The organism is Ktedonosporobacter rubrisoli (assembly GCF_004208415.1).
GTDB classification, from domain to species: domain Bacteria; phylum Chloroflexota; class Ktedonobacteria; order Ktedonobacterales; family Ktedonobacteraceae; genus Ktedonosporobacter; species Ktedonosporobacter rubrisoli.
This window is the reverse complement of sequence record NZ_CP035758.1, coordinates 64520-90290: the sequence shown is the minus strand read 5'-3', so window position 1 is coordinate 90290 and position 25771 is coordinate 64520. Positions and strand designations below refer to the sequence as shown.

The 25771-nt window shown below is 52.7% G+C and carries 22 protein-coding genes and 1 pseudogene; 14 read left to right on the top strand and 9 right to left on the bottom strand.

Annotated elements, in window-relative coordinates; translation table 11 throughout:
- Positions 1–9 precede the first annotated feature (9 nt).
- The 4 genes from cofH to EPA93_RS00435 all read left to right on the top strand — a co-directional run bounded on the left by cofH (position 10) and on the right by EPA93_RS00435 (position 5807).
- Positions 10–2472, top strand: a complete 2463-nt coding sequence (cofH, locus tag EPA93_RS00450; protein WP_207229398.1) for a 5-amino-6-(D-ribitylamino)uracil--L-tyrosine 4-hydroxyphenyl transferase CofH — start codon at positions 10–12, stop codon at positions 2470–2472.
- Positions 2473–2492: 20 nt separating this feature from the next.
- Positions 2493–3632: a bifunctional diaminohydroxyphosphoribosylaminopyrimidine deaminase/5-amino-6-(5-phosphoribosylamino)uracil reductase RibD gene (gene ribD / locus EPA93_RS00445; protein ID WP_129885141.1), complete on the top strand. Its 1140-nt coding sequence runs from the start codon at positions 2493–2495 to the stop codon at positions 3630–3632.
- An 84-nt stretch (positions 3633–3716) separates the two neighbouring features.
- Positions 3717–4943 carry a GTP cyclohydrolase II RibA gene (gene ribA, locus EPA93_RS48145; protein ID WP_165422768.1) on the top strand — a complete coding sequence of 409 codons (1227 nt, stop codon included), beginning with the start codon at positions 3717–3719 and terminating at the stop codon, positions 4941–4943.
- Between the two features lie 111 nt (positions 4944–5054).
- Positions 5055–5807 carry an SDR family NAD(P)-dependent oxidoreductase gene (locus EPA93_RS00435; protein ID WP_129885140.1) on the top strand — a complete coding sequence of 251 codons (753 nt, stop codon included), beginning with the start codon at positions 5055–5057 and terminating at the stop codon, positions 5805–5807.
- A gap of 77 nt (positions 5808–5884) precedes the next feature.
- On the opposite strand, the gene EPA93_RS00430 is transcribed toward EPA93_RS00435, so the two are convergent.
- The 7 genes from EPA93_RS00430 to EPA93_RS48140 all read right to left on the bottom strand — a co-directional run bounded on the left by EPA93_RS00430 (position 5885) and on the right by EPA93_RS48140 (position 11524).
- Positions 5885–7246 (bottom strand): LLM class flavin-dependent oxidoreductase, encoded by a 1362-nt coding sequence (locus EPA93_RS00430; protein WP_129885139.1) that lies wholly within the window; start codon positions 7244–7246, stop codon positions 5885–5887.
- A gap of 98 nt (positions 7247–7344) precedes the next feature.
- Positions 7345–8340 (bottom strand): ABC transporter substrate-binding protein, encoded by a 996-nt coding sequence (locus EPA93_RS00425; RefSeq protein ID WP_129885138.1) that lies wholly within the window; start codon positions 8338–8340, stop codon positions 7345–7347.
- Positions 8341–8418: 78 nt separating this feature from the next.
- Positions 8419–9231, bottom strand: a complete 813-nt coding sequence (locus EPA93_RS00420; RefSeq protein WP_242527297.1) for an ABC transporter permease — start codon at positions 9229–9231, stop codon at positions 8419–8421.
- A gap of 49 nt (positions 9232–9280) precedes the next feature.
- A complete protein-coding gene (locus EPA93_RS00415) occupies positions 9281–10099 on the bottom strand; it encodes an ABC transporter ATP-binding protein (RefSeq protein ID WP_129885136.1) in 819 nt (272 codons plus the stop codon).
- A 2-nt stretch (positions 10100–10101) separates the two neighbouring features.
- Positions 10102–10635, bottom strand: coding sequence for a flavin reductase family protein (locus EPA93_RS00410; RefSeq protein WP_129885135.1), 534 nt, complete (start codon positions 10633–10635; stop codon positions 10102–10104).
- A gap of 33 nt (positions 10636–10668) precedes the next feature.
- The gene (locus EPA93_RS00405) at positions 10669–11271 is read right to left on the bottom strand and encodes an NADPH-dependent FMN reductase (RefSeq protein ID WP_165422767.1); all 603 of its coding nucleotides are present in this window, start codon (positions 11269–11271) and stop codon (positions 10669–10671) included.
- A gap of 115 nt (positions 11272–11386) precedes the next feature.
- On the bottom strand, positions 11387–11524 hold the full coding sequence (locus EPA93_RS48140; protein WP_165422766.1) for a hypothetical protein: 138 nt from the start codon (positions 11522–11524) through the stop codon (positions 11387–11389).
- A gap of 491 nt (positions 11525–12015) precedes the next feature.
- Between EPA93_RS48140 and EPA93_RS00400 the strand changes: the two genes are divergently transcribed.
- Together EPA93_RS00400 and EPA93_RS00395 are read left to right on the top strand one after the other, a co-directional pair.
- Positions 12016–12999, top strand: a complete 984-nt coding sequence (locus EPA93_RS00400) for a DUF929 family protein (RefSeq protein WP_129885133.1) — start codon at positions 12016–12018, stop codon at positions 12997–12999.
- Positions 13000–13235: 236 nt separating this feature from the next.
- On the top strand, positions 13236–15152 hold the full coding sequence (locus tag EPA93_RS00395; RefSeq protein WP_129885132.1) for a bifunctional homocysteine S-methyltransferase/methylenetetrahydrofolate reductase: 1917 nt from the start codon (positions 13236–13238) through the stop codon (positions 15150–15152).
- 203 nt (positions 15153–15355) lie between these two features.
- Here EPA93_RS00395 and EPA93_RS00390 read toward each other — a convergent pair whose 3' ends face one another.
- Entirely contained in the window at positions 15356–16324 is a 969-nt protein-coding gene (locus EPA93_RS00390; RefSeq protein WP_129885131.1) for a GNAT family N-acetyltransferase, read from the bottom strand.
- Positions 16325–16973: 649 nt separating this feature from the next.
- On the opposite strand from EPA93_RS00390, the gene EPA93_RS00385 reads away from it, so the two are divergent.
- The 8 genes and pseudogenes from EPA93_RS00385 to EPA93_RS00350 all read left to right on the top strand — a co-directional run bounded on the left by EPA93_RS00385 (position 16974) and on the right by EPA93_RS00350 (position 24708).
- On the top strand, positions 16974–17597 hold the full coding sequence (locus EPA93_RS00385; RefSeq protein WP_207229397.1) for a DNA-3-methyladenine glycosylase I: 624 nt from the start codon (positions 16974–16976) through the stop codon (positions 17595–17597).
- Complete coding sequence (locus EPA93_RS00380) at positions 17581–18300, top strand: 2OG-Fe(II) oxygenase (protein WP_129885129.1); 720 nt, start codon at positions 17581–17583, stop codon at positions 18298–18300. The genes EPA93_RS00385 and EPA93_RS00380 overlap by 17 nt, the downstream gene beginning before the upstream one ends.
- 96 nt (positions 18301–18396) lie before the next feature.
- Positions 18397–19524, top strand: a complete 1128-nt coding sequence (ada, locus tag EPA93_RS00375) for a bifunctional DNA-binding transcriptional regulator/O6-methylguanine-DNA methyltransferase Ada (protein WP_129885128.1) — start codon at positions 18397–18399, stop codon at positions 19522–19524.
- 201 nt (positions 19525–19725) lie between these two features.
- A complete protein-coding gene (locus EPA93_RS00370) occupies positions 19726–20001 on the top strand; it encodes an Ada metal-binding domain-containing protein (RefSeq protein WP_129885127.1) in 276 nt (91 codons plus the stop codon).
- A gap of 280 nt (positions 20002–20281) precedes the next feature.
- A complete protein-coding gene (locus EPA93_RS00365; RefSeq protein ID WP_129885126.1) occupies positions 20282–21004 on the top strand; it encodes a metal-dependent hydrolase in 723 nt (240 codons plus the stop codon).
- A gap of 310 nt (positions 21005–21314) precedes the next feature.
- Positions 21315–21905: a hypothetical protein gene (locus EPA93_RS48940; protein WP_207229396.1), complete on the top strand. Its 591-nt coding sequence runs from the start codon at positions 21315–21317 to the stop codon at positions 21903–21905.
- A gap of 115 nt (positions 21906–22020) precedes the next feature.
- Positions 22021–22755: a 3-keto-5-aminohexanoate cleavage protein gene (locus tag EPA93_RS00355; RefSeq protein ID WP_129885125.1), complete on the top strand. Its 735-nt coding sequence runs from the start codon at positions 22021–22023 to the stop codon at positions 22753–22755.
- A gap of 336 nt (positions 22756–23091) precedes the next feature.
- Positions 23092–24708, top strand: a pseudogene (locus tag EPA93_RS00350) (ISL3 family transposase).
- Between the two features lie 43 nt (positions 24709–24751).
- Here the strand turns inward: EPA93_RS00350 and EPA93_RS00345 are convergent.
- On the bottom strand, positions 24752–25270 hold the full coding sequence (locus tag EPA93_RS00345; RefSeq protein WP_129885124.1) for a P-loop NTPase family protein: 519 nt from the start codon (positions 25268–25270) through the stop codon (positions 24752–24754).
- Positions 25271–25771 lie beyond the last annotated feature (501 nt).

Below are 25771 nucleotides of genomic sequence, written 5' to 3'. Positions count from 1 at the left end.
CGATCTTTCATGCACCACGAGCCCGCAGCAATGTTTGCTGCCGTTTTGCAAGGTTATGATCTCACTGACGAAGAAGCACTCTCATTGGCTGCCTTTTCTGATCTTGCGCCGTTGCTTGCCACGGCCGCTCAACTCCGTGACCAGGCTCATCAGCAGCGCATTTCCTACTCGCGCAAGGTTTTTATTCCGCTCACACAGCTTTGTCGCGATGTCTGCCATTACTGTACCTTTACACAACCTCCGAAGCGTGGTCAGCGGGCTTACCTGACTAAGGATGAAGTGCTGGCTATCGCGCGAGCCGGTGCGGAGGCGGGCTGTAAAGAGGCCCTATTTACCCTTGGCGATAAGCCAGAGTTGCGCTATAAAGTTGTGGCGCAAGAGCTGGCCGAACTTGGTCATCCAACGACCATCTCTTACCTGACCGAGATGGCCGAACTTGTCCTGAAAGAGACTGGCCTGCTGCCACATGCTAACCCGGGAGTCATGACTCGTGAGGAGATTGCGGCCCTGCGCAAAGTCACAGTCTCCCAGGGGATTATGCTAGAAAGCGCCTCAGAACGCCTTAGCGAGCGCGGAGGGCCGCACTATGGCTCACCTGACAAACATCCGGCTGTGCGCCTTGAGACTATTCGGCTGGCCGGCGAACTGCAGGTACCCTTTACCTCGGGCATTCTGATAGGCATCGGCGAAACTCGCCGAGAACGCATAGAATCTCTTCTGGCCCTGCGTGCCCTGCACCAGCAGTATGGACATATTCAAGAAATCATTATTCAGAATTTTCGGGCCAAGCCAGATACGCGTATGGCCAACGCGCCCGAGCCTGACCTTGATGAGTTGCTCTGGTCGCTCGCTGTTGCGCGTGTCATCTTCGGGCCGCAAATGAACATCCAGGCCCCACCCAATCTCAGCCCTGGCACCTATGGACAGCTTATTGGGGCTGGGCTCAATGACTGGGGCGGCGTCTCGCCTGTTACACCTGATCACGTCAACCCCGAGGCGCGTTGGCCCCACCTGAATGAGTTGGCCGAACAGACTGCACGCGCCGGTAAAATTCTGCTTGAACGCCTGGCTGTCTATCCGGCCTATGTGCTGGCTGCTCAGCAATGGCAAGATCCACAACTCGTCACGCCAGTATTGCATGCCAGCGATAGCGATGGACTGGCCCGTATTGACGAATGGTCGCCTGGAGCTAGTGTTCCAGTTCCCGCTTTTGAACGAGACTTGATTCTTAATGCGCCGCAGGACAAGAAATCTCAGATTTCACCCGAAGTGCAATACAGCATTACCCGTGCACTAGCCGGTGAGGATCTTAGCGAAGCGGAAGTAACACGCCTGTTTCAGGTACGTGGCGAAGAGTTTGCCGCCGTCTGTGCTGCTGCCGATGGGTTACGTCGGCGCGTTAATGGCGATGTCGTCTCGTATGTTGTGAATCGCAACATCAATTATACCAACATCTGCTACTTCAAATGCCAGTTTTGCGCGTTTTCTAAAGGAAAGCTGAGCGAGAACTTGCGCGGAACTCCCTATGATCTGGGAATCGATGAAGTAGTGAGACGGGCACAGGAAGCCTGGGCGCGCGGCGCTACCGAGGTATGCATGCAAGGTGGCATTCACCCTGAGTACACGGGAGCGACCTATCTGCAACTTGCACGAGCCGTCAAAGGGGCTTTGCCAAATATGCACATTCATGCCTTTTCGCCGCTAGAGGTCTGGCAAGGTGCGCATACGCTTGGGATCAGCGTACATGATTTCCTTGTGCAATTGCGCGAAGCCGGACTCTCCACCTTGCCAGGAACTGCAGCCGAGATCCTTGATGACGAAGTGCGGGCCACTCTCTGCCCCGATAAGCTCAATACCGAGCAATGGCTCTCTGTGATCGAAGAGGCCCATCGTGTCGGCTTGCGTACCACGGCGACGATTATGTATGGCCATATCGATCAGCCAAAGCACTGGGCACGCCACCTTCTGCGCATAAGGGAACTGCAAAAACGCACAGGCGGCTTTAACGAATTTGTGCCGCTACCCTTTGTGCATATGGAGGCTCCCATTTATTGGAAAGGGCGCGCGCGCAAAGGACCTACCTTCCGTGAGGCAGTGCTTATGCATGCCGTAGCGCGCCTGGTTCTGCATCCTCATATTACCAATATCCAAGTATCATGGGTTAAGATGGGGCAAGATGGCATCAAGCTTTGTCTGCAGGCTGGAGCAAATGATCTTGGCGGTACTCTGATGAACGAGAGTATTACGCGAGCCGCCGGCGGCGAATTTGGTCAGGAGCTACCTCCCGAACAGATGGAGAGTTTGATCAGCTCTATAAAACGCGTCCCGCTTCAGCGCACGACGTCCTATCGGCAAGTTTCTGAGGAGCGACGACAGGCGTCTTTCGAGGCTGCAGAATTACAGCCAATTGTGCTCACTCCTAGCAAGCGCTATGTACGCAGGCGCACTGCAGCTAAGGAAGCCACGCTTTAGTCTGGAAGGAGGCCTGCTGAATGGATGACAGAGAAGCGATGCGCCAGGCGCTGGACTGTGCTCACGCGGTTGAAGGGCGAACCAGTCCACGCCCTCCTGTTGGCGCCGTCGTGGTACGCGATAATGTAGTTGTGGGCAAGGGAGCAACCTCGCCCCCCTACGGGCCGCATGCCGAAGTGCACGCTTTGCGCGAGGCAGGTGAACTTGCGCGGGGAGCTGACCTTTACGTAACGCTTGAACCCTGCTGCGTAACCATTCATACACCTCCTTGTACACAGGCCATTATTGAGGCTGGGATACGGCGGGTCATTATGGCTACCTGCGATCCCAATCCGCGCGTCTGCGAGCTGGGTATAGCTCAACTGCGCTCGGCCGGGATCGAAGTTGTTGTAGGCATAGAAGAGGAGGAGGCGCGCGCGATCGTGCGCCCCTTCTCTACCTTTATCACACGGAATCGTCCTTATGTGACGGCCAAGTGGGCCATGACCCTTGATGGAAAGCTTGCCGCCAGAACAGGAGATTCTTATTGGATTAGTGGGCCGCAAGCGCGGATCTGGGTCCATAATTTGCGCGATCGCGTTGATGCTATTATGGTCGGGGCTGGAACAGTCCGTAGCGATGATCCCATGCTCAATGTGCGCCTGAGCGCCGAGCAACAGGCTTATGCGCGGGCGCCCCGGCAGGGTCCAGCACGCGTTGTGTTCTCCACTAACGGAGATCTGCCCATAAATAGCAAGCTACTCCAACCTGAGCTAGCGGCAGGCACCTACGTCTTTGTCGGTGAGAGTTGTTCCGCAGAGCGCAGACAACGCCTGCAAGCCTGTGGCGTTGAGCTGATAGTTCTGCCGGAAAATGCCCAGAGGGAGCTCGATTTGCAGACAGTTTTGCAGGATCTTGCTCAGCGTGGCTTGATGCATGTGCTGCTCGAAGGCGGCAATCGTCTCCTGGGTAGCGCATTTGATCAAGGGCTTATTGATCATGTGGCCGCTTTTATTGCCCCTAAATTGATCGGCGGGGCCGCTGCCTATACGCCAGTTGGGGGTCAGGGACTGGCCGCGATGCGCGATGCACGCATATTAGAGCACGTCCATACGCAAATTATTGAGGGCGATGTACTGATCGAGGGCGACCTGCCAGAGCGGGATGATGCGACCAGCTAGCCAGGCTCTATACATCTGGCAATGAGCCAGAAACGTCTTACACAATACTCTCTACCTCGTGTAGTGATGACATAAAAAAGGCATATGAACATACAACAGCATATTGAAGCTGGCGAGCGTCAATTGACGATTACTGCTGCGGCCAGCGCCTTACGCCAGGGGAGTGCGATCTTGCTCGGAGATGGTGCGGCTGAGCCTGTACTCTGCCTGGCCGCCCAGTTCGCAGGCGCGCAAACGCTTAGTCAGCTCTCCCAGGCCGCAGGAAGCAGGCCAGGACTTGTGCTTTCGCGAGAGCGATTGGCTGTTCTGGGCTTGAGCGCGATGGACGCCAGGGACGAGCCAGACAACGAACTAGCAGCACGCGTGATAGCCACGCTACTCCAGGCTCCGCCATTACCTCTTAGACCTTCCAGGCTGGCGCTTGTGGCCCAGCAGCTTACGCTGTGGGAGGCACATCCAGGAGGTACGCTGGCTCATGCCGGCTACGCAGAGGCCGCACTGGATCTATTGCGCACCGCAGGTCTACAAGAGGGAGCTGTGTTCTATCAGTTGGGCGTGACGCATAACGAAGAGATATCGGCCGCGCTACTAGATAAGTTGGCGCAGTTTTTGCAACTTGGATTTATTACTGTAGATGCGGTTGCGCGCTATCGACAGGAACATCGGGTAAGCTTTATTACAGAGACGCATTTGCCTACATCGTTAGCAACCTTTCAATTGCGTCATTACCAGGAAGTTGCTACAGGATTGCCCTATCTTGCTCTCCTGCTTGGCGATATGCATCAGGAGGGTAATGTGCCTCTGTTGCGCCTGCACTCGGCCTGTGCTACCGGGGACATCTTCGGTTCACAGCGCTGCGACTGCCAGGCCCAGCTGCATGCGGCCATGGTCGAGATTGCGCGTGAAGGACGCGGTGTGCTACTCTATCTTCCACAGGAAGGGCGCGGTATTGGCCTGGGCGGCAAGTTGCAGGCTTATGCCTTGCAAGAGCAAGGCTTTGACACGATAGAGGCCAACGAATTGCTAGGCTATCCGGCCGATGCGCGTGATTATAGCACAGCCCTGGAGATACTGCGCGATCTGGGCTTGCAACGGGTTCGCCTGCTTACTAACAATCCTGACAAGTTACAGGCCCTGCAAGCTGGAGGAATCCAGGCTAAACGTGTTCCGCTAGAAATCACACCAGGAGCCAGCAATCTTGACTACCTGCAAACCAAGCAAAGGCGCTTTGGCCATATGCTTGACCAATCGCTAGCTCTGTATAGAGAAGCTGATAAGGCCAGAAGCTACGGAAAGTCTCACCATGCCTGAATAGGAGGATATACATCTAATGGCCTCTCTTGAGTATAGAGCAAGCGGCAAATAGAGAGAGGAAGCGAGATCACTGTGAAAGGACAAACATCTATAGCAAAGGTAAAGACTATGCATCGTCTGGAAGGAAAAATTGCGCTTGTTGTGGGGGCGAGTAAAGGCATTGGCCTGGCTGCAGCTCGCACATTTGCGCAGGAAGGGAGCACTGTTGTTCTGGCAGCGCGCCATATAGATGAAAAGATCGTTGAGGAGATCAAGGCTAGCGGTGCTGAGGCGCTGGCAATTGCCACAGATGTTACCGACGAGACCTCTGTTGAACATCTCGTCAGCGCCACTCTTGAGACCTATGGGCGGCTCGATATTGCCTTTAACAATGCTGGGGTTAATGCAGCGCGTCATCCCCTTGCTGAGGTGAGTATTGAAGAGTACGAACAAACATTGGCGGTTAACCTCAAAGGGGTTTTTCTGGCCATGAAGCATGAGATCCGCGCGATGCTGCAAAGCGGTGGTGGGGCCATCGTCAATACCAGCTCTGTCGCCGGTTTGGTAGCAAACTATAGCATTGGGCCATATGTGGCAAGTAAGCATGGCGTAATTGGCCTGACTAAAGCTGCGGCTCTTGATTACGCTAAACACAATATTCGCGTCAATGCCATTGCGCCTGGCCCGACCCAAACTGAGATGTTTCAAGACAGACAGGCACACGAGCCAGGAGTGCGCGAAAGGCTCGAACAAGCTACTCCAATGGGTCGTATGGCCGATCCTATGGAGATCGTCTGGCCTGCCGTCTGGCTCTGTTCAGATGAGGCTTCCTATATTACCGGAACAGTCATCCCCATCGACGGAGGTCGTCTGGCCTTTTAAATGGGAGCTCAGTCGAAGCTGCTTAATACCATCGAAGGCCCTCCCCTTAAAAAGGGGAAGGCTTTTGATGAGCTTGCTTAAGCTGAAGCTCTCTCTTCGGACCTGGCGCTAAACTGATTAGCCGGGCGCACAAGGCCAAGATTCTCGCGCAGAGTCCTGCCCTCGTACTCTGTACGGAAGAGGCCACGTTCGCGCAAGATGGGCAGGACCAGCTCTACAAAATCATGCAGCCCGGCAGGCAGGTAAGGTGGCATAATATTAAAGCCATCAGCGGCATCGTTGACAAACCACTCTTCCAATCGATCAGCGATCTGTTGGGGAGTTCCCCAGATTGTCCAGTGGCCACGGGCTCCTGCGATGGCCTGGTAGAGCTGTCGAATAGTCAGATTTTCGCGCCTTGCCAGGTCGGTCACTAGCTTCTGACGGCTTTTATTGAGATTTGTCTCCGGTAAATCAGGCAAAGGACCATCCAGGGGATAAGAAGAAAGGTCGAAGCCTCCAAGGTTTCCAGAAAGGAGCGCCAGACCCACAGAGGGATGGATCAGATTCTGGAGCTCGTCGTACTTCTCTTTGGCCTCTTGTTCCGTGCGACCAACAACCGGAAAGACCCCGGGCATAATCTTGAGCTGATCGGGAGTGCGGCCATATCTGGCTAATCTTCCTTTGACAGCGGCATAGAATGCTTGCGCCTCTTGCAGCGTTTGTTGCGCTGTAAAAATCACCTCGGCTGTCTGAGCCGCAAATTCTTGCCCATCTTCTGACGCTCCGGCCTGGACGATGACCGGGTAGCCCTGGGGAGGACGCGCCACATTGAGTGGTCCCTTGACCGAGAAATGCTTCCCTTTGTGGTTGAGCACATGCAGCTTATCAGGCTCGAAATACAAACCTGAAGCTTTGTCGCGGACGAAGGCATCATCATCCCAGCTATCCCAGAGTCCCTTAACTACCTGCAAGAACTCCTGAGCGCGCTCATAGCGTAGCCCATGCTCCATATGCGTCTCACGGTTGAAATTATGTGCCTCTGCTTCCGAAGCTGAAGTCACCACATTCCAGCCGGCTCGGCCAGCGCTGAGATAGTCCAACGAGGCAAACTTGCGCGCGATATGATAGGGCTCATTGTAAGTGGTGGAGGCTGTGGCAACCAGACCAATATGCTCGGTTGCAGCTGCCAGCGCTGACAATAACGTAAGGGGCTCAAAATGGACGATCTGACCGGAGCGGCTCAACGAAGCGCGATCATGATTGCGACGCACCGCAACGCCATCGGCCAGAAAGACCATATCGAACTTTGCTTGTTCAGCAGTCTGGGCCAGGTGTTTATAGTGAGCAAACTCCAGCCCATGCTCGGCCCAGGCGTTGGGATGTCTCCAGGCCGCAACATGATGGCCTGTATTCATCAAGAAAGCTCCCAGCTTGATCTGTCCTTTTTTTGTGCTCATCGCTCTCTCCTTTGCTTGTAAATAGTGTTTATCAGTCATGAAACCTGTTCATGCGTAAAAATTATGGGCAGGAAATGCGAGCCGCTGAAAGAGAAATGCTAACTTCCGGTACCGGCCACTGTTGGTAACTCTAGCTCGTTTACCACGCGGGGAACCTTGGTGATTAGCCCGATAGATTGCATAAAAGTGGCATAAGCAATCAGACCTGAAGGAGTCGTCTCGAAGACAAGATTTCTGTCGTCGAGCAGCTTTTTAAACTGAGCCTCTGTGCCTTTGCCGCCGCTACCTGCATCGGCAGCCAGGTATTGGGCCGCCTGCTCGTGATGTGCTGCCACATATTTGGAGGCCTCCTGGAGGTTCTGATAGATGGCTTTGCTGAAGGCTGGATAGCGGTTATAGAAGCTTTCGGGCAGCGCGATCAAGCCAGCTCCTACCGGGCCAAAGGGTTCGGTACTGTGCAATACAATATGTCCACCTGCCGCAACCTCCTGGTCCTGGAATGGGGAACCGGCGAAGTTAGCGGCTAGCTGTCCGGCCAGCAGAGCTTGCTCACCATCAGCTGAAGAGATGGCTACCAGATTTTTATCAAGAGCATGGGCATTGCCAAGCTGCTGTTGAGCCGCTTTGCGCAGGACAATAGCCTGTTGAGCATCGGGGGCTACCACACCGATCTTGTCGTTGGGGCCGAAGTCTTTAAGGCTCTTGAGCCTGGGATTCATTGCCACTAGCCAGGTATCGCTTCGGCTGGTAGCGAGTAATACCCTCCAATCCATGCCTCTATCCCAGCCAACGAGAAAAGGTGAGATGCCCAGGGTCCCGAGTTGGGCCTGTCCGGAGAGTACGGCCTCACGGACCGCCGAGCCGCTATTAACGATTTTCCAGGAAAAAGTTGTACTGGGAAATTGCTTTTCAAGCGTCTTCTGCAGCTTCAAAGTAATGAAGGTTACAGCTCCCAAGCCTGGTTGATAAACAATAGTGAAAGAACCGGGTGCTCCTGCTGAGCCTGAGCTCGTGCTTGCCGCATCCCCGCAGGCGCTCACGAACACGGTGAGAAAGATAAGCAGAAGAGCAAGTGCCAACTGGCGTCTAAGCATAAAGGTGCTCCTAATGAGAATTGGAATACGCGCTGAAAATGGAGAAGCGAGGCGTAGCTCTACTTGAATTGGCCTTGTCTAATGCTGAGTATGCTTCATCCCCCATTTAACGATTGTCTGCTCTTCAACCCACTGGAAGAATAGATCAAGTAGGATTCCAAGCACAGAGATAACGACCAGGCCAGCAAAGATTGCTGGTGGGTTGAGAAAGTAGCGCGCATTATTGATGTACCAACCAAGCCCGCCATTGGAGCCAGCGACGCCGAAGACGATTTCGGCGCCCACAACAGCGCGCCAACCAAAGGCCCAGGCCAGGCGCAGGCCAGCCAGAATATGTGGCAAAGCAGCGGGCAAGAAAACGTCGCGTACGGTTTGCATGCGGCTCAGCCCAAGATTGAGGGCCACCATGCGCGTCGTTGCCCCAATCGTGCGAAAACCGGTATCAGTATTGGCAGAGATGGGCCAGATGGAACCGAAAACAACTATAAAAATGATGGCAGCAGGATTCAGGCCGAACCAGAGCATTGCCAGGGGTAAGATGGCAATGCCAGGCAAAGGACTAAAGACCGAAGTAACGAGGATCAATAGATCATGTCCGGTGTGCGAGAGTGTAGAGAGCGAGGCCAGAAGCAGGCCAACGATAATACCTGTGCCCATGCCAATGGCGAGATTTTGCAACGAGACAAGCGTTGCGCTGATGAGTTGTCCATTGCCAATATCACTATATAGCGCTTGCAAGGTGGCAAGAGGTGAGGCGATGAGCAATGAACTGGTACCGCTAAAGCTGGAGTATAATTGCCAGGCGATTAAGAAGCCGATGCCAAGCAAGAGCTGGCGCAGCCAGGCTGGCGGTTTGGGTAATGTATGGGTCTTTGGATAGGCCGATTGCACGAGATTTCCTTTCTCTATATGATGCGTGGGTGGCTACGTAGGAGCGGATTCATTCGACTGCGCTCAACTGCTTAGACTGTTCTGATGACAATTCGCGGCGGATGAGCTGAGAGCGCAGGTACTTCGAGACCTCATCGAATTCGCTGGTGCCGAATTCCTCGGCCTGGCTTGTATCGACGATTTCGCGAACTCGCCCTGGCGAAGCTGACATGACCATGACATGCGTACCCAGAAAAACCGCCTCCTGGATAGAGTGCGTTACCATCACAAGCGTAACCCCGGTCCGCTTCCAGATCTCATTGAGCTCTAGTTGCAATTGATTGCGCGTAATGGCATCCAGAGCGCCAAATGGCTCGTCCATCAGTAAGATATCTGGTTCCAGCGCCAGAGCACGTGCTAGCGCCGCGCGCTGCTTCATGCCGCCCGAGAGCTGGTGCGGATATTTGTCAGCGGCACCAAGCACCTGGACCAATTCCAGATAATGACGGGCACGCTCGATGGCCTGGCTTTTGGGCACGCGCTTGGCTGCCTGGAGCGCGTAAACGATGTTTCCCTGGACCGTACGCCAGGCGAAGAGTTGCTCGAAATCCTGGAAGACAAAAGCGCGATCAGGGCCGGGTTGCTTGATAGTCTGACCTTTAAGGAGAATCTCGCCCTGTAGAGGCTGGAGAAATCCGCCTAGCGCTTTTAAGAGCGTGGTCTTGCCGCAGCCGGAAGGCCCAATAATTACAAATTTCTCGCCAGCCTGGATGGAAAAATTTGCATCCTCGACAATGGCAGAAGGCTGCTCGCGGCGGGCTTCTGCCGGGCCATAGTTCAGATAGACATGATGAGCCCGAACGATCTGGCTGCTATCCTGTTGTCCCATCTTCATATGCTCCTTATTTCTTGAACCGGTAGTGTAGTCTCGGTGATCGCACTGGCGGCAGGATCGTGTAGACGTCCATACTTACTGCGATAAAAGAGTAGCGGTTGCTTGTGGGGCCTGGTATGGAGATTGACAACCTCGCCAATAAAGATTGAATGGTCTCCCCCGGGATAGCATGCAGTTACCTGGCACTCCAGGCTTGCCAGAACGTCTTGTAGTAAGGGAACACCGAGTTGTCCCAGGCTATAGTTGATGCTTGAGAACTTGTCGGGTGTGCGCCGAGCGAAATGCCGAGAGAGCGTTTCTGCATGCTCGGCCAGAATGTTAACGCCAAAGACTCCACTCTCGGCAATAAGATCATAAATAGTTGCATTAAGATCAATACAAACGAGGACAAGAGGGGGAGTTAAGGACAGCGAACAGAAAGAGCTGACCGTTGTACCATGAAGCTGATCCAGGTGTTGAGTAGTAATAACAGTTACGCCGGAGGCAAAGCGCCCCAATGTCTGGCGGAATTCGAGCTGATCTATACTCATGGTGATAACCTCTTTCTTGACTAAAAACGCTCACTACTGGCGAATGCGCAAATTCTCTGGACGAGCAATCTCGCTAGCGCTGGCCAGGAAATGAGCTTGAATGAGCACTTCCTGACCTAATTGCCTCAGTTCTTCAACCAGCCTGCCTTGTACCTGCTTCTGGATATCGAAGTCTCTAGAGGATGCATAGATAGCTCTTGGCGGTATGTATGCCCCAAAGAAACCAAAGAGCGGGCGCAGCTGGTGCTCCAGGACGAGGTAATGATGGTCACTCCCTCCCGTCGCAATCAGCCCTACTACCTTGCCGCGTAACGGATCGCGTCCCTGTGGATCGTTGGGTACCAGGTCAAAGAAGTTCTTCAAGGCTCCGGTATATGTCGCCCGATAAATGGGCGTGGCAACCAGATAGGCGCTGGCCTCTTCAATCAGGGCTAATGCCCGTCGCGTATCGGCATTGTATTGCTCAGGAGCGCGACCATCGCAAAATTCCAGGGCAAAGTCGCGCAGCTCTAAAACTTCAGTCTCCAGCGCATGATCATATGCTCGTGCACCGGCGAGAGCGACGTCCAATGCTGAGCGCGTGCGCGATGGAGGAGGAGTAAGGCTTCCATTAATGCCAAGTAACTTAAAACTCATAGCTTCTCCTTTTCTAGCCCACGGCTGCGGGCAGGCTGACTCCTGAAGAAGACAGCAATCAGGTATTTGGGCGATCATGATATGAATATCGCGGCTGCGGATCTTGGGAGCATGATCAAATCATCAATCCGTAACAGTGAGCATCACTGGAATGTTTGTGATTGAGGGCCTGACCGGCATCGCGTTTTTGTCGCCTGGTACAGGCAAGCCGCTGCCGATAGTGGGGATTATGAAATGCCGATTGCATAGTCACGAAAGAACTAACCTCCATTTCTTTTTAAAACTTACAAACAGCTATCATTTCGTAAGTAAGAGCAGACAACAGGATTTCACCACGTGTGAACTTAGCTCCAAGGCTGAGCCGGCACGCTTGCTGATATTGGGATCTTCCGATTTATCCCGCCTTATCTCTCACTTAGAAGAGCAGAGATATAAACAAGATTTATCTACAAGCCTAACTGTCAGATAGAAAAATCTTTCTACTAAACTGACTCGCTCCATATATTCTTTATGGTTATTATTATAATAACTAATAATTATTAATTTGGCAAGGAGGTTTCCCGCTTTACCCTTGTTACAAGTAAGTCCGCATATACATATGTACTACTATATAGATGAATAAGCTTATTTGGCTTAATATAGAGTATATGGCGCTTAACACAGCTATGTTTTTGATCATGAAACGTAGCTGTACAGGTGATGCCATGTAGAGCCCGTATTTTTTTGAGAAAGATGGATTGAGTTATGTCAAAAGCTAAACGGCGTAAGTATACACAGCCTAAAAACGCTCAACAGCGCCTCCCAAAGTCTCGACGCACAAAGTCGCAGCGTCATATACCGTTATGGAGCCTCATCGGAGCAATAATGCTTATTGTTAGTGGTATTGTTGGACTATTTGTCTTTATGGCCCATCAGCAAGATGAACAACTGTCAACTGGCTCCTCTGTTGCCCTAAAAGCTATGCGCGAGCTTTCCAGCAGCACTATCAGCCAGGTTGGTCAAGGCATAGCCCAGAATAGCTTACATACCCTGACAGATACCCCTACCTGGAAAAGCGCTGCTGGCAAACCAGTCTTTCTCTACGTGGGAGCCGAGTACTGCCCCTTTTGTGCGGCCCAACGCTGGGCTGTGATCACCGCTCTGAGCCGCTTTGGCACCTTGAGCTCACTGACGCCTCTACTGTCAGCAGAAGAGCATATTCCAAGCTTTACCTTCCATGGCGCATCTTACACGAGCCAGTATCTTGATCTACAAGCTATAGAAACTGAAGATAACGCTCAGCAACCCCTCGATAGCTTGACTGCTGAGCAGCAACAGATGATGAAGCAATATGATCGGCCACCATATGTTGAAGACACTGGCAAAATCCCTTTTATTGATATTGCTAACCAGCATGTTTCATTGGGGGCATATTTCTCGCCAGAGATCTTGCAGAATCACTCTTATCAGGATATTGCCGGGCAGCTTAAGGACCCACATAGTCAGATCTGTAAAGCTATTGTCGGCGCCGCGAATCTACTCACAGCAGCGATCTGCCATACGACAGGAAATCAGCCAGCCAGCGCCTGCAGCATTGCCCCGATACCCGATATCCAGAATTCGCTCGCGCTCGCTCTAAGCAATCAGCAATCCCTGGCTCAAAGTGGCAGTACTGTAGCTTTCCCTTTCACAGCAAGCTTACCGCGGCAAATTGCCGAGAGTTTGCCACCCGAAAGGTCGCGATGGTAAGGCATCCTGGGCCGATCTAGCCTAACTTATGAAACAAAGTGCAGCTTTAGAGGATCAAAAAGATTGAAATACAGACCTTGTTACAAATATTTCGCAGAATGCAGCAAAGAAATTATTTTAGCTCATCAGATTAAGTAGAGCGTGCAGCGGAGGAATGCCAGGTAAAAAAAGCCATAGGTGTTCCGAAACAATGCACAAGATATCCTTACTCCTTGCATAAGAAGGGTTTGATTGTAATGAATACGACGAGTCCATTCCTAACCCATCTACGGCACGGTCCTCTTCTCTGTGACGGTGGAATGGGAACAGAGCTGCACGCGCGGGGTGTGCCTTATGAGCATTGCTTTGAACAACTCAATCTCAGCTCCCCCGAATTGATTAAGGGCATCCACCTTGATTACATCGCAGCCGGGGCACAGATCATCGAGACCAACACTTTTGGCGCAAATCGCTATCGGCTCGCCGAACATGGGCTGGCACACGCAGTGCGCGAAATCAATCGGGCTGGAGCAAAAATAGCTCGTGAAGCGCGCGAACTCAGCGATTTGCCCATATTCCTGGCCGGCAATATTGGTCCCCTGGGCAGTCCTTTAGCACCACTTGGGAGTATCAAAGAAACTGAGGCTTATGCCGCTTTCCTTGAACAGGCCGAAGCTCTTTTGCAAGCTGGCGTTGATCTCTTCCTGCTGGAAACTTTCTCAGATATTACGGAAATGCGCGCAGCATTAAGCGCCGTGCGCAATATAACGGACCTACCCATAGTCGCCTTGATGACTTTTACCGATGATGGGCGCGTAGCCAGCGGCGAAGATCCCCAGGTAGTGGCAAGGACCCTGCAGGAGCAAGGCGCAGACATTGTAGGCGTTAACTGCGCGCTGGGGCCGTCCAGCATGTTCGATGTTGTCGCCGCAATGTGCCATACGACTAGTGAGCAATTATTTATCGCAGCTCAGCCCAATGCCGGCCTCCCTAAACGCGTGGGCAATCGCTTTATGTACATTGCCACTCCCGATTACTTTGCGACATATGCTCGGCGCTTTCTGGATCTTGGCGTGCGCTTGATTGGTGGCTGTTGTGGGACAACTCCTCAGCATATCGCCGCGATGCGCAAGGTGCTTGATGAGTCCGTGCCACAAGAGGGACGGGCACAGAATGTGAAGATTGAGCCTGTTCCCGAAGCACTGCAAGAACACAAAGTCCATCCTCCTGAGAACGATCCCGGCATAGTTCAGACTACCCACCTGGCGGACTTGCTGCTGAAGGAAAATTTTGTAGTCAGCGTAGAAATGAGGCCACCACGCAGCGTCAAATACACGCGCTTTCTGCAAAATGCTGCTCTGCTGCGCGATGGGGGCGCAGACATTATTAATATCCCTGATAATGCTATGGCTCGCGTGCGGATGAACAACATTGCAGCAGCCCGCTTGATTCAACAATATGTTGGGCTAGAGACCATTGTCCACTTTACACCACGCGACCGCAACCTTATGGCCGTGCAGAGCGATGTTATTGGCGCTCACGCGACAGGTATACGCAATATCCTGGCGATTACTGGTGATCCGCCCGGACATGGAGATTTTCCGCATGCGACAGGCATTTGGGATGTTGACAGTATCGGGCTCATTGCCATGATGCACAATTTAAATCAGGGCCTGGATGCCAAAGGACGCAGGCTGGCAGCTCAGAGCTCATTCTATATTGGCTGTGCCGCTAATCCGACCGCAACTGATGTAGCCCTGGATCTTGAACGGCTCCAACAGAAGATTGAAAGCGGAGCAATGTATGTGATGACGCAGCCGATATTCGATGCAAACGCCTTGCTTGACTACCTTGAGCAATATACACAACGCTATGGAGCCCTACGCATGCCACTTATTGTGGGTCTGCAGCCGCTACATTCGTATCAGCAGGCTGAAAAGTTCCATAATGAGGTGCCTGGAATAGTTATTCCAGACCATATTCGGGCGCGTTTATATCAGGCAGGAGAAGCAGCGAGTAGAGTTGGTATAGAGCAGACCATGGAAGTCTTTGACGCTCTGGCGCCTATTGTTCAAGGCGTCTATATTATGCCGCTTGATCGTTTCGAATTGATACACGAGCTGCTTCCCTATATTCGCAGCCGAAAAGCCGCCTGCGCTAAGTCCACAGTTTGATAGAACGAGCTAATAGCGAACCGCGAAGCTATTAAAGAGGAAGCATAAAATGGCGCCCATTTCGGGCCGTTGCTTCGATCACAAGAACTGCGGGTAGAGGTGACAAAGTGACGGGGAGGAAAGCCTTGTCACCCCTAGATGGAAGCATGACGAGGGAGCAAAGGGCGAGAAGCAGCAAGGCTCCCTCGTTTCTCATAGTTGGCTTACATGGGCTTGCGATACCTCGGCAGGCGTTTCACCACCTGGTAGCCAACACTTTCGTAGAGATGGAGAGATTTGCCGGGATTTTCCGCTCTCGTTCCGAGGTCTGCCTGCTGAATGCCGCTCTGCTGGCAGCGTTGAAGCATGCGCGTCATCAACGCCTTGCCAAGACCGCGCCGTCGAAAGGCTGGGCGTACCCCGACCCAGGGCGTGTGCGCGCCCTCCTCATCCCTGGTACTGATAACATGCCCCGCGATCTGGTCGCCAGCCCAGGCGACAACCCATAGACTGGTGTCCGGGTCAGGTCCGCCGAGCTCGCGTAGCCAGTTGTCATAGCTTTCGAGGCTGTCGTAGCTCTCAGCGAACATTTCTTCGTTTGCTGCGTAAATGGCAGGCAACTGGTCACGCGAAACAGTGCGGATTTCCAAGCCATCTGGAAGTGGCGCAAGTTGGATGGGTTCGATGGGAAGTTGGCAAGTCATCCACACCATGGTAAATGCCACTGTGTATCCCTCACTCAAGAGCAAGGCGCGATTCCCTGGTTGGGTCTCGTCGGCGTTGCCCCCAAACACACAGGGGTTCGTCGTTGGTTGTGCCTGGGCAATCTGGCGCAACCGTTGCTCTTGCCAGCGTAAGAGCGCACGTCCAATGCCTTTGCGCCTCCACTCCGGGACTAGCCAGCCAAGGGAGAGAAACAGCTCAACACCATTGTGTTCTGACCACCAGGTGAGCCAGGTATAGCCAATCACGCGGCCATCAACCTCAACGAGCAGGCAATCGTGCAAAGGATTGCACACGTCATCAGGATCTGTATCTGGTCCGGGGAGCCAGATGTCACCATCGACGGCTTGCACATTCTGGCGCACCGCCTTGATAGTGGGGAAGTCAACTGCTCCTTGAAACAAGCGGAACGCCAAGCCAGAGATGGCGGGCGCGTCGGGAAGCGTGAGATACGATTTTGTTTGACTCATTGGTATATTCGTTCCTTTCTGCATTGGCGTTCTCTGAACATTTTCTCGAACGTCAATCACATGGGAGAGTGTGTAAGCTCTGATTCTGGGCAACAAAAAACCACGAGGTGGCTCGTGGTCTGAGTGGGAGGGTGAACGTGAAAAACTCCACAAAAAACCACGAGTCATAAATGCGCCTCGTGGTCAATTTTCTTGTAAAAGCCGAAAAATCTACACTTTTGAGGACGCACTCATAGATAGGTAAGCGGAGATGTCAATTTTCGCGCCTACGCCCCACCTGATTTGCCTGTGGAAAACCATCATGTGCGCCTTTCTGAAAGAAAATAGCTGAACTATTGACCTGAGAATACCATAGATTTCGTCGTAATACAAGTTTTGGGGTAAAAAGCTAAAAAGTTGCATGCTGTTCAAGGAAGGATAATGAATAACGCCTTTGCCACTGTCTCTGCTGTATCCTCATAATTTGAAGCGCAAGAATTCGATAGTGGGTTACCACATTCCCACTGTATACTCGTAACGGTCCTTGAAATGGGCTAGCTAAGAAAGTAACTTTTTCTGCTTTGATTGGGAATGAACTGGCGCTATGCCAGGAGGGCAGGCATACTACTTGGAGCTTTTATGTGGAATGAAAAAAGGCATGTCTTCTGTTATGCATGATGCAATGAGCAAACAACGCTGCTTCTGGGCGCTACATAGTTCACTAGAGACTGTTTACCACGATAGAGAATGGGGAGTGCCGGCACATGATGACCGCACGCTCTTTGAATTTATCCTTCTAGAGGGTGCTCAGGCGGGCTTGAGCTGGTTAAGTATTCTCAGGAAGCGAGAAGGATATCGTCAGGCTTTTGCTAATTTTGATGTTGAGCAAGTGGCCCGTTTTGATGAGGCACGCTGCCAGGCTTTGTTGTTAAATAGCGAGATTATCAGGAATAAGCTAAAAATTGCAGCCGCTGTGCAGAACGCGCGCGCCTTCTTAGGCATACAGGAAAAGTTTGGGAGCTTTGACGCCTTTCTCTGGCGCTTTGTCGACGGCCAGCCTAGACAAAATTGCTGGCCATGCAGAGAGGATGTTCCGGCACGAACAGCAGAATCCGACGCTCTGAGTAAGGAATTGAAGCGCCGGGGATTTGTGTTTGTCGGCTCGATAATCTGCTATTCATTTATGCAAGCCATTGGCATGGTTAATGACCATACGATCGATTGCTTCCGCTGGCACGAGGTTCGGACAGGAGAGCGCAAACCAGGAGAGATAACTTATGAATCTAACCACTGATATTCGTCAGAGAATTGCTAACTATGACTGGGATGCCATAGGCCATACGATGGATGAGCAAGGTTATGGCCTACTCTCAAGCGCGCTCACGGCTCAGGAGTGCGACGAGTTAATTGCTCTGTACGCGGATAATAGCAAGTTTCGTACGCGTATCGATATGCAACGCCATCGCTTTGGCCTCGGCGAATATAAATATCTTGCCTATCCCTTGCCGCTAATTGTACAAGAATTGCGTGAAGCGCTCTATCCTCATCTGGCCGAGATTGCCAATCATTGGGCGGAATTATTAGGCGAGAATACACGTTATCCCGATACGTTGGCAGACTTTCTTCAATACTGCCATGAGCACGGTCAGACCCGGCCAACACCTCTTATACTTCAGTACCAAGAAGGTGGATATAATAGTTTGCATCAGGATCTATACGGCGAAGTGGCCTTTCCATTTCAAGTAGTCTTTCTGCTAAGTCAGCGCAATGAGCAATATACAGGAGGCGAGTCGCTGCTCATAGAACAGCGTCCACGCGCCCAATCGATTGGACGTGTAATCACCCTTGAACGCGGCTCGGCAATGATCTTTCCTACTCATCATCGACCCGTGGCTGGTACGCGGGGATGGTACCGGGCCAATGTGCGCCACGGTGTTAGTCCTGTGACAGGCGGGATGCGCTATGGCATGGGGATCATCTTTCATGACGCTAAATAATATTGGTAAGCAAATTGTTTGCAGCGCAAGAATTCGATAGCACTACCCGGTCGCGCAGTCTATACTGACTATAGACAGAAATGGAGGAACAGGCAGATGAAAGAGATGAGAGAAGAAATCAAACAGCAACCATTGTATGATGAGCAATGTTGGAATGCCGTTCTGAAAAGAGATCGCGCGGCTGATGGGAGTTTTGTCTTTGCAGTTCGCTCCACCGGCATTTATTGCCGTCCATCGTGTCCGGCGCGGCGGCCGCGTAGAGAGAATGTTGCCTTCTACCAGCTACCGGCGGAAGCTGAAACGGCTGGATTTCGTCCCTGCAAGCGCTGTCATCCAGAACTGGCACAGGTTCCAGTTCCCCAGGCGGAGCTAATTGAGGAGATTTGTAGTTATATTGAAGCTCACCTGGAAGCCCCGCTGCACCTGGCCGAACTGAGTGCGCACTTTCATCTGAGCCCCTATCATCTGCAAAGAACATTCAAGCGCGTCAAAGGCATTTCGCCGCGGCAATACGCCGAATCCTGCCGGCTGGGACAATTTAAGGCTCGTCTGCAGAATGGTGAGCCAGTGACCAGCGCACTCTATGACGCTGGCTATCAATCAAGTAGTAGCCTCTATGGACGTGTTCCAACACAGCTTGGAATGACACCTACCGCTTATAGGCAAGGAGGAAAGGGTATGCATATCAACTACGATATTAGCAAAACGCCGCTGGGCTATGTCTTAATGGCTGCGACAGAACGTGGTGTGGCTGCAGTGCGCTTTGGAGAGAGCGAAAAGGAGCTGGAAACTGAGCTGGAACATGAATATCCGCAGGCCAGCCTCGTGCGCGATGGGCAGCACATACAACCCTGGATGCTGCTACTGTTGCACCATTTGCAGGGTCGCCCTATGCAACAGGCGGGGGTACCGCTAGATGTGCAGGCCTCGGCCTTTCAATGGAAAGTATGGAAGGCATTGCAAGCTATTCCCGTTGGGAGCACGCGATCCTATGGCGAGATTGCCAAGGCTATCGGCGAACCAACTGCCGCACGTGGTGTTGCGCGGGCTTGTGCGACTAACCCGGTGGCTGTTTTTATTCCTTGCCATCGAGTGATACGCGCAAATGGCGAAGCTGGAGGCTACCATTGGGGCGTGGAGCGCAAGCAACAATTACTGGCCCTGGAGAAGACCGCCGCTATACAGGAGCACGCAGGCGAGCCAGAGCTAGCGACGAGCAGATAGAATGAGCAGCGGGCCAACCTGTTCAGTGCTAACGGTGATATTGCTGAGGCAGGCCAGACAAGAAAGCTGGCTTGCCTCTCAGTTTGTTTTGTTCCCACAAAAGCGGGGACAGTATGCAATCATCTTCTAAACAGAATGCCTCTTTCTGAGTATATCAGCAAATTTGACCGTTTAGATGTATCTTGTGGAGCTGGAACATAAATGAAGCTATATAAACTTATTGGCCCTGACGGCAAAACCTATGAAAGTACGATTCCTGGAACGCTCGGTGGACACCGAAAACATAAAATATATGGACGGCTCGATTGCCCGGGCGCCTTACGCTGGATCGCTCGGGGCTATTATGTGCGACATCGCGTTTTTTTTAAGGATGAAGCAGCCGCGCTTGCCGCAGGATATCGCCCATGCGCCGTATGTATGAAAGAGCAATATCTGCAATGGAAGCAACAAGGCGCTACGAGCCGCAAATCTGAATAGACTCTACAAGATTTTATGAGATCTGCTTTGTGATCGGCAGCAGCCAGGAAGCAAGATAGAGAACAATAGTAACGCTTCATCGCTCAAATATAGAGAAATGGCAAGAGTGGTTCTGTTGGATGTAACTGCAAGCGAACCACAAAAGCAAGATTGCCCTTCTGTTTGATAGAGCAGGGCTTGCAAATGATAGCTGGGACGGCCTATACTGCTACTAGCCATAGAAAGTAATTTTCTGCTCATCTTATTTCTCTTCTTAACGTTCATAAAGGAGGAAATGTTAATGGTTGCGGATCTAAAAGGTAATCGTATTAGCTGGCTGGGGCATGCAGCATTTAAGATCACAACTCCATCAAACAAAGTGATTCTGATCGATCCATTTTTGACCCATAATCCGGCCACACCGGCCGAGGCCAAAAAGCAAGATCAGGTTGACCTCATTCTCGTCACCCATGGGCATGGTGATCATACCGAGGATGTAGTCTCGCTGGCCAAAGCACACAATGCAGAAGTTGTAACGATAGTAGAACTGGCTGCCTGGTTTGGCTCAAAAGGGGTCGAGAATGCCGTTGGTATGAACAAAGGAGGCTCCTACACTTCACAGGGCATTACTGTGCATATGACGCATGCATTGCATACTGGAGGGGTAGGCGAAGGCAATGATTTTCCCTATACAGGCGATGCGGCAGGCTTTGTCATAGACCTGGAACATGGTTTGAGCGTCTATCATGCTGGCGATACTGCCCCCTTCATGGACATGCAATTGATCAAGGAGCTCTACGCTCCCGAACTTGCCATGTTACCTATTGGCGATTTCTATACCATGGGACCCAAAGGAGCAGCCATCAGCGCGCGCATGCTTGGCGTCAAGTATGTTATCCCCATGCATTTTGGAACTTTCCCGATCCTTGTTGGCACGCCCGCCCAGCTGCGCGAGGCTATGCATAAGATCAACCTCGATAATGTTGAGGTTATCGAGATGAAGCCAGGCGAAACGATTGGCTAAGACTAAAGCACAGCTTTAGCATACAGAAATACACTCCAAACCGGCTCCAGGCCAGTTTGGAGCGTGAACTATCTCTCACTTGATAATTTCTGCACTCAGCTACAGTAGAGACGAGTAAACGAGCGTAATTCATAGGGAGAGTGGATAATTACTTTTTCTTGAAGATAATGTGATTTGACAACCATCTCTTTGTCCTTATCAGTGACACATATGCTGGAACTCAGTCACGTTTGATGATCTCTGCTCGCTTGAAAAGAGTCGTTGCTCCTGGAAAGGGCCAACATACAGAGGTATACTGGTACCAATAAAATTGGTTGGTGGACCACGACATCCCCACCCGTTTGCCCCTGTCCCGCTCTTGCTGTTGGAAACCCGACCACCGGATGGCGCAACCTTCAATCGCGCCGAATACTACCAGGTCGCCCTCAAGCAGTTGGGAGAATATCCCTATGGCCCCTGCTGGGAGCAGAAAAAAGGGCGAGGAAAAGACGCCAAATTCAATGTCCAGCATGCGGAGCAGGAAGATCGGCAACGATTCGGGGAGAACGAGTCCTCTATCCCCTCACACACCGCTACGCATTGCATGTGCGAACAAAGCCCCTCTGTGGATCAGGCAAGGGGCAACCCGGACCAAGCAGTAGAGAGGAACGTCAGTACGCGCGCATCGTCAGCCCTTTATTTACCCTCGTGCTTGCGCGCTATCAGCGCAGATGCTATGGTGTCTATTTCGCTCATTTCACCCACATTTGGGCGAGCACCTGTACTCTTCCAGGCCCAGATCGTTGGAAGAGACGCAGGTTTTTTTGGAATGAAGAAGGGTTGCGCAAAGGCGCAAGAGGAATGTGGCTGGGGCGCGAACACGGCTGGATTGAGTATAAAGGGGGTTAGACATAGTGCATGAGAGAGAGTATTGTATCGTTTGCTACTGGTCTGTGAACACCAGACCACCGTAGACGAATCTAAGATGATGTGGCTTGACGGGCGAAAGTCGCCTGTTTGCCACGACAGGAGGAACAATGAACCAAACCAGGATAGGACTTCAGGTTACTCTCAACGGAGATCTGACGAAGGCCGCACATGTCGCGGTGCCGGTGTCGGTCGAGGAACTGGCGCGCGACGCTGCTGCCTGCGTGGCCGCAGGGGCGCGTGCGATCCACCTTCATCCCCGTGATGCCGAGGGGCGCGAACGGCTGAATGCGGAGATCGTTGACGCGGTTGTCATGAAGGTCCGCAACGCGTGCGGGGTTCCAGTTGGTGTGTCAACCGGCGCCTGGATCGAACCCGATCTCGTACGCCGACTCGACTTGGTGCGAGCCTGGCGCACCCCCGACTACGCGTCGGTCAACATGTCTGAACCAGGCGCGCAGGAGGTCATGATGGCGCTGATCCAGGCGGGGATTGGCATCGAGGCTGGTGTCTGGACCGTTGAGGACGCCGAGCGGCTGGCCGCGTCGGGCTTGGGCGGACAGGTCACCCGTATCCTGGTTGAGCCGGTAGCGGTCAGCGCCGCCAACGCGCTTGGCTTGGTCGAAGACATTCACAGAGCGCTGGACAGGCTCGGCCTGACGGCACCACGCCTGCAGCACGGCGATGGCGAGGCTACCTGGGTGCTGCTCACCGATGCGATCCGCCGCGGTCTTGACACGCGGATCGGGCTTGAAGACACGCTCTATGAGCCTAGCGGCGAACGCACGACGGGCAACGCGTCACTCGTGCGCGCTGCCGTGAGTTTAGGTGCCGGCACCGTATAGAACCCGTCCCACAGAGCGACCGTGCGAAGGTTTCCGTTACACTGGCTGCAAGTGAGGGAGGCCCAGGATGCGTGTGAAAGCCACTCTGAGTGAGAGATTTTTACACTGTATCCTGGGCCTCCCTCAATCTCCCGATGAGGGAAAGGCAGTTTTCTCTCAGTTTGGACCACTTATGAAATTGGCCCATATCATGTTCAACTTTTTTTGAACCATATTGTGACTCAGACACAGGTTTGGGGATAAAGTCAGCAATACGCTTAGAGAGCGATGAGTGAGACGGTATCCTGGGTGGTCCGTTTTTCTCACAAAACGTGAGAAAAGGAGAACCATATCAGGATGGAAATTGCTCAGTTCTTCCCGTTGGGCGAGGGACTGGAACTGACCCAGATAGAGCGGCAAGCAGATCAGTTCGTGCTCCACGTCACTGCGACCTCGCCAACTGCTGTGTGCCCGCTGTGTCAACAGCCTGCGACCCACCTGCATAGCCGCTATCGTTGCGTGGTGAAAGATCTGCCCTGTGTAGGACAGCAGGTTCGACTGATCCTGCACGTGCGCAAGTTCTTCTGTGAGACCGCCGACTGCGTGCGCAAGGTCTTTGCGGAGCGGCTTCCCCAGTTGGTGGCCCTGTTGGCACAGATGACGACGCGTTTGAGCGAGGCCCTACAAACGATCGGGATGGCTACCTGTGGCAAACTCGGTGCGCGGCTGGTCATGCACCTGGGAATCACCACGTCCTGGATGACGATAGTGCGTCGGATAATGGCACTCCCTACGCCGCAAGCGGAACATGTGGAGTGTCTGGGCCTCGATGATTTTTCCTTTCTACGCGGCAGAACCTTTGGCACGGTCGTGGTCGACCTGGAGGCTCACCAGATCATCGACCTCTTGCCCGACCGGCAGGCCGACACCGCTGCCGCGTGGATGACTGCCCACCCAGAGATCAAGTATGTTAGCCGTGATCGAGGCGCAGAGTACGCCAGCGCGGCCTCAACTGGCGCCCCTCAAGCAATTCAGGTGGCCGACCGCTTCCATGTCAGTAAGCATTTGTCAGAAGCGGTTCAGAAACTGCTGGCACGCGTTCTCTCCAAGCTCAAAACAGCAAGCCAAGAAGCAGACGGAAAAGCACCCGCTCAAGAAGACACGTTCGCCCCCGTAGAGGAATGGCGTCCAGACCCAAGGGTACAGGTTGCGCGGACCATTGCGAGCCGCCGAGATGAGCGAGACGCGCGTTATCAGCAGGCTGTGCGTCTGCGCGGACAAGGGCTTGCGATCAAAGAGATTGCCTGTCAGCTCGGGGCCAGCGAACGAACGGTGCGACATTGGTTCGAGCGGGGTGTGGCCCCTGATACCAGACCTCGGCGCAAACAGCAGAGTGGCTTTGACCCCTACGCTCCTTACGTGCTCAAACGCTGGCGGGACGGGGAGCGCAACGGCACTCGTCTCTGGGAAGAGATTGCTGCACAGGGCTATCCAGGGTCACAACGGATGGTCTATCGGTTCCTGAAAACGCTCAAGAAGACAGAGGTGAAACCTCCTGGAGAAACGCCACAAGTAGTCTACTCCACTTCGGCTGTCGCCGTGTGTCTCTTTATGCGGCATCCAGACAACCTGGCGGAGGGTGAACGAATGGACCTGGCGGCGCTTCGTCGAGTCCATCCCGATCTGGAATCGGCCTACTGCTTGACCCAAGACTTTCTCCAGATGCTGCGCAAACGCGAAGGGGAACGACTGGACACCTGGCTCACCAAAGTGCAGGAGAGTGAGATTCCCGAACTGCAAAGTTTTGCGCACGGTGTGGACCAGGATAAAGCGGCTGTGCAAGCCGGATGAATGCTACCCATCAATAACGGCCAAACGGAAGGCCACGTGACCAGGATGAAGCTTCTCAAACGCATGATGTACGGCAAGGCGGACTTTGCCTTCCTGCGCCAGCGCGTTCTTCATCGCATCTGAGAAGCCTTTCCGGATCGGTGCCTTGATGGCTCAATGCTCACCGTTACGCAGCACAATATGTGTAAACAAAAGCCCGTAGTTCTCGCGGGGAACGAATATGAATGATCTGTTTGGATTCCTGCAATCCATTGATCAGACGCAGAATGTATGGCCGCCCCTGATGATGAAGAGCCCAAATCATGCGAAAGAGTTTCCAGGTCATGGGAAGCATAGGACAGCCCTCAGGTCCATCAGGGCGAGGCCGGAAGAGGCATTTCAACTGCCGTTTGAGTGCCCACCAGTAATGAATGAGGAGCGGATGGTCCACAAAAATAATGGTATCAGCTTCCAGGAAGCGCGCTTCAATCTCTTCTGGAGGCCCCCATCCGTCGATAATCCACCGTTCTTGTGCAAGAATCGCTGCATGTTTTTGATGAAACTCTTCTGCTGAAGCGGGAACCCACCCTGGTTTCCATTGCAGTTGGTCCATTGGATACATAGGCAAGTCGAAGGCTTTTGCAAGCCGCCTACAGACCGTCGATTTGCCTCCGCCAGCATTTCCAATGATAGCAACACGGGTCATAGATTGTTCTCCCGATTTTTCTCTCCATCTGCTGTTCAACAATGAAGCATATTTGCAACAAGCATCTATCTCTCTGAAGAGTATACTCTTTTCTCGCTGGGCTGTCATGTTGGTCGTTCGTCATCTTTTTCTCATAGTATTGAAGAGCTTACCCCAAACCTGTGTCAGAGCCATATTGTGTCCGAGGTGGCTAAAACGTTTGGCAAATCACAGATAAGTATGCTTTTTTGCATGTGCCGAAGCCTTTCCAGACAACTTTTTTGTGCTTCATTTTACAGGTTTTGTTACCTATGTGCATTATTGTTCCCCACAAGAAAGCCCGCTAATTGAACCAAATGGAAAGGAACAATGTGGGTACTATGTTCACATGGACTCCCTACACCTCCGAAACCTGATTATCCGCAGAATCGCCCACCTGGGGGATGTAGCCTCACCCGCTTATCTTCTATACTTGCAGCAATTCAAGCCTTGATGCGAGAAGGACGCGAAGCTGTATTAAGA

Excerpts from the sequence above, each read along its gene's own strand:
- ribA (WP_165422768.1), top strand. The coding sequence starts at position 3,717 with ATGAACATACAACAGCATATTGAAGCTGGCGAGCGTCAATTGACGATT.
- cofH (WP_207229398.1), top strand. The coding sequence starts at position 10 with ATGCACCACGAGCCCGCAGCAATGTTTGCTGCCGTTTTGCAAGGTTAT.
- EPA93_RS00405 (WP_165422767.1), bottom strand. The coding sequence starts at position 11,271 with ATGAGTTTTAAGTTACTTGGCATTAATGGAAGCCTTACTCCTCCTCCA.
- EPA93_RS00380 (WP_129885129.1), top strand. The coding sequence starts at position 17,581 with ATGAATCTAACCACTGATATTCGTCAGAGAATTGCTAACTATGACTGG.
- ribD (WP_129885141.1), top strand. The coding sequence starts at position 2,493 with ATGGATGACAGAGAAGCGATGCGCCAGGCGCTGGACTGTGCTCACGCG.
- EPA93_RS00385 (WP_207229397.1), top strand. The coding sequence starts at position 16,974 with ATGCATGATGCAATGAGCAAACAACGCTGCTTCTGGGCGCTACATAGT.
- EPA93_RS00365 (WP_129885126.1), top strand. The coding sequence starts at position 20,282 with ATGGTTGCGGATCTAAAAGGTAATCGTATTAGCTGGCTGGGGCATGCA.
- ada (WP_129885128.1), top strand. The coding sequence starts at position 18,397 with ATGAAAGAGATGAGAGAAGAAATCAAACAGCAACCATTGTATGATGAG.
- EPA93_RS00400 (WP_129885133.1), top strand. The coding sequence starts at position 12,016 with ATGTCAAAAGCTAAACGGCGTAAGTATACACAGCCTAAAAACGCTCAA.
- EPA93_RS00390 (WP_129885131.1), bottom strand. The coding sequence starts at position 16,324 with ATGAGTCAAACAAAATCGTATCTCACGCTTCCCGACGCGCCCGCCATC.
- EPA93_RS00345 (WP_129885124.1), bottom strand. The coding sequence starts at position 25,270 with ATGACCCGTGTTGCTATCATTGGAAATGCTGGCGGAGGCAAATCGACG.
- EPA93_RS00430 (WP_129885139.1), bottom strand. The coding sequence starts at position 7,246 with ATGAGCACAAAAAAAGGACAGATCAAGCTGGGAGCTTTCTTGATGAAT.
- EPA93_RS00410 (WP_129885135.1), bottom strand. The coding sequence starts at position 10,635 with ATGAGTATAGATCAGCTCGAATTCCGCCAGACATTGGGGCGCTTTGCC.
- EPA93_RS00370 (WP_129885127.1), top strand. The coding sequence starts at position 19,726 with ATGAAGCTATATAAACTTATTGGCCCTGACGGCAAAACCTATGAAAGT.
- EPA93_RS00435 (WP_129885140.1), top strand. The coding sequence starts at position 5,055 with ATGCATCGTCTGGAAGGAAAAATTGCGCTTGTTGTGGGGGCGAGTAAA.
- EPA93_RS00415 (WP_129885136.1), bottom strand. The coding sequence starts at position 10,099 with ATGGGACAACAGGATAGCAGCCAGATCGTTCGGGCTCATCATGTCTAT.
- EPA93_RS00355 (WP_129885125.1), top strand. The coding sequence starts at position 22,021 with ATGAACCAAACCAGGATAGGACTTCAGGTTACTCTCAACGGAGATCTG.
- EPA93_RS00425 (WP_129885138.1), bottom strand. The coding sequence starts at position 8,340 with ATGCTTAGACGCCAGTTGGCACTTGCTCTTCTGCTTATCTTTCTCACC.
- EPA93_RS00395 (WP_129885132.1), top strand. The coding sequence starts at position 13,236 with ATGAATACGACGAGTCCATTCCTAACCCATCTACGGCACGGTCCTCTT.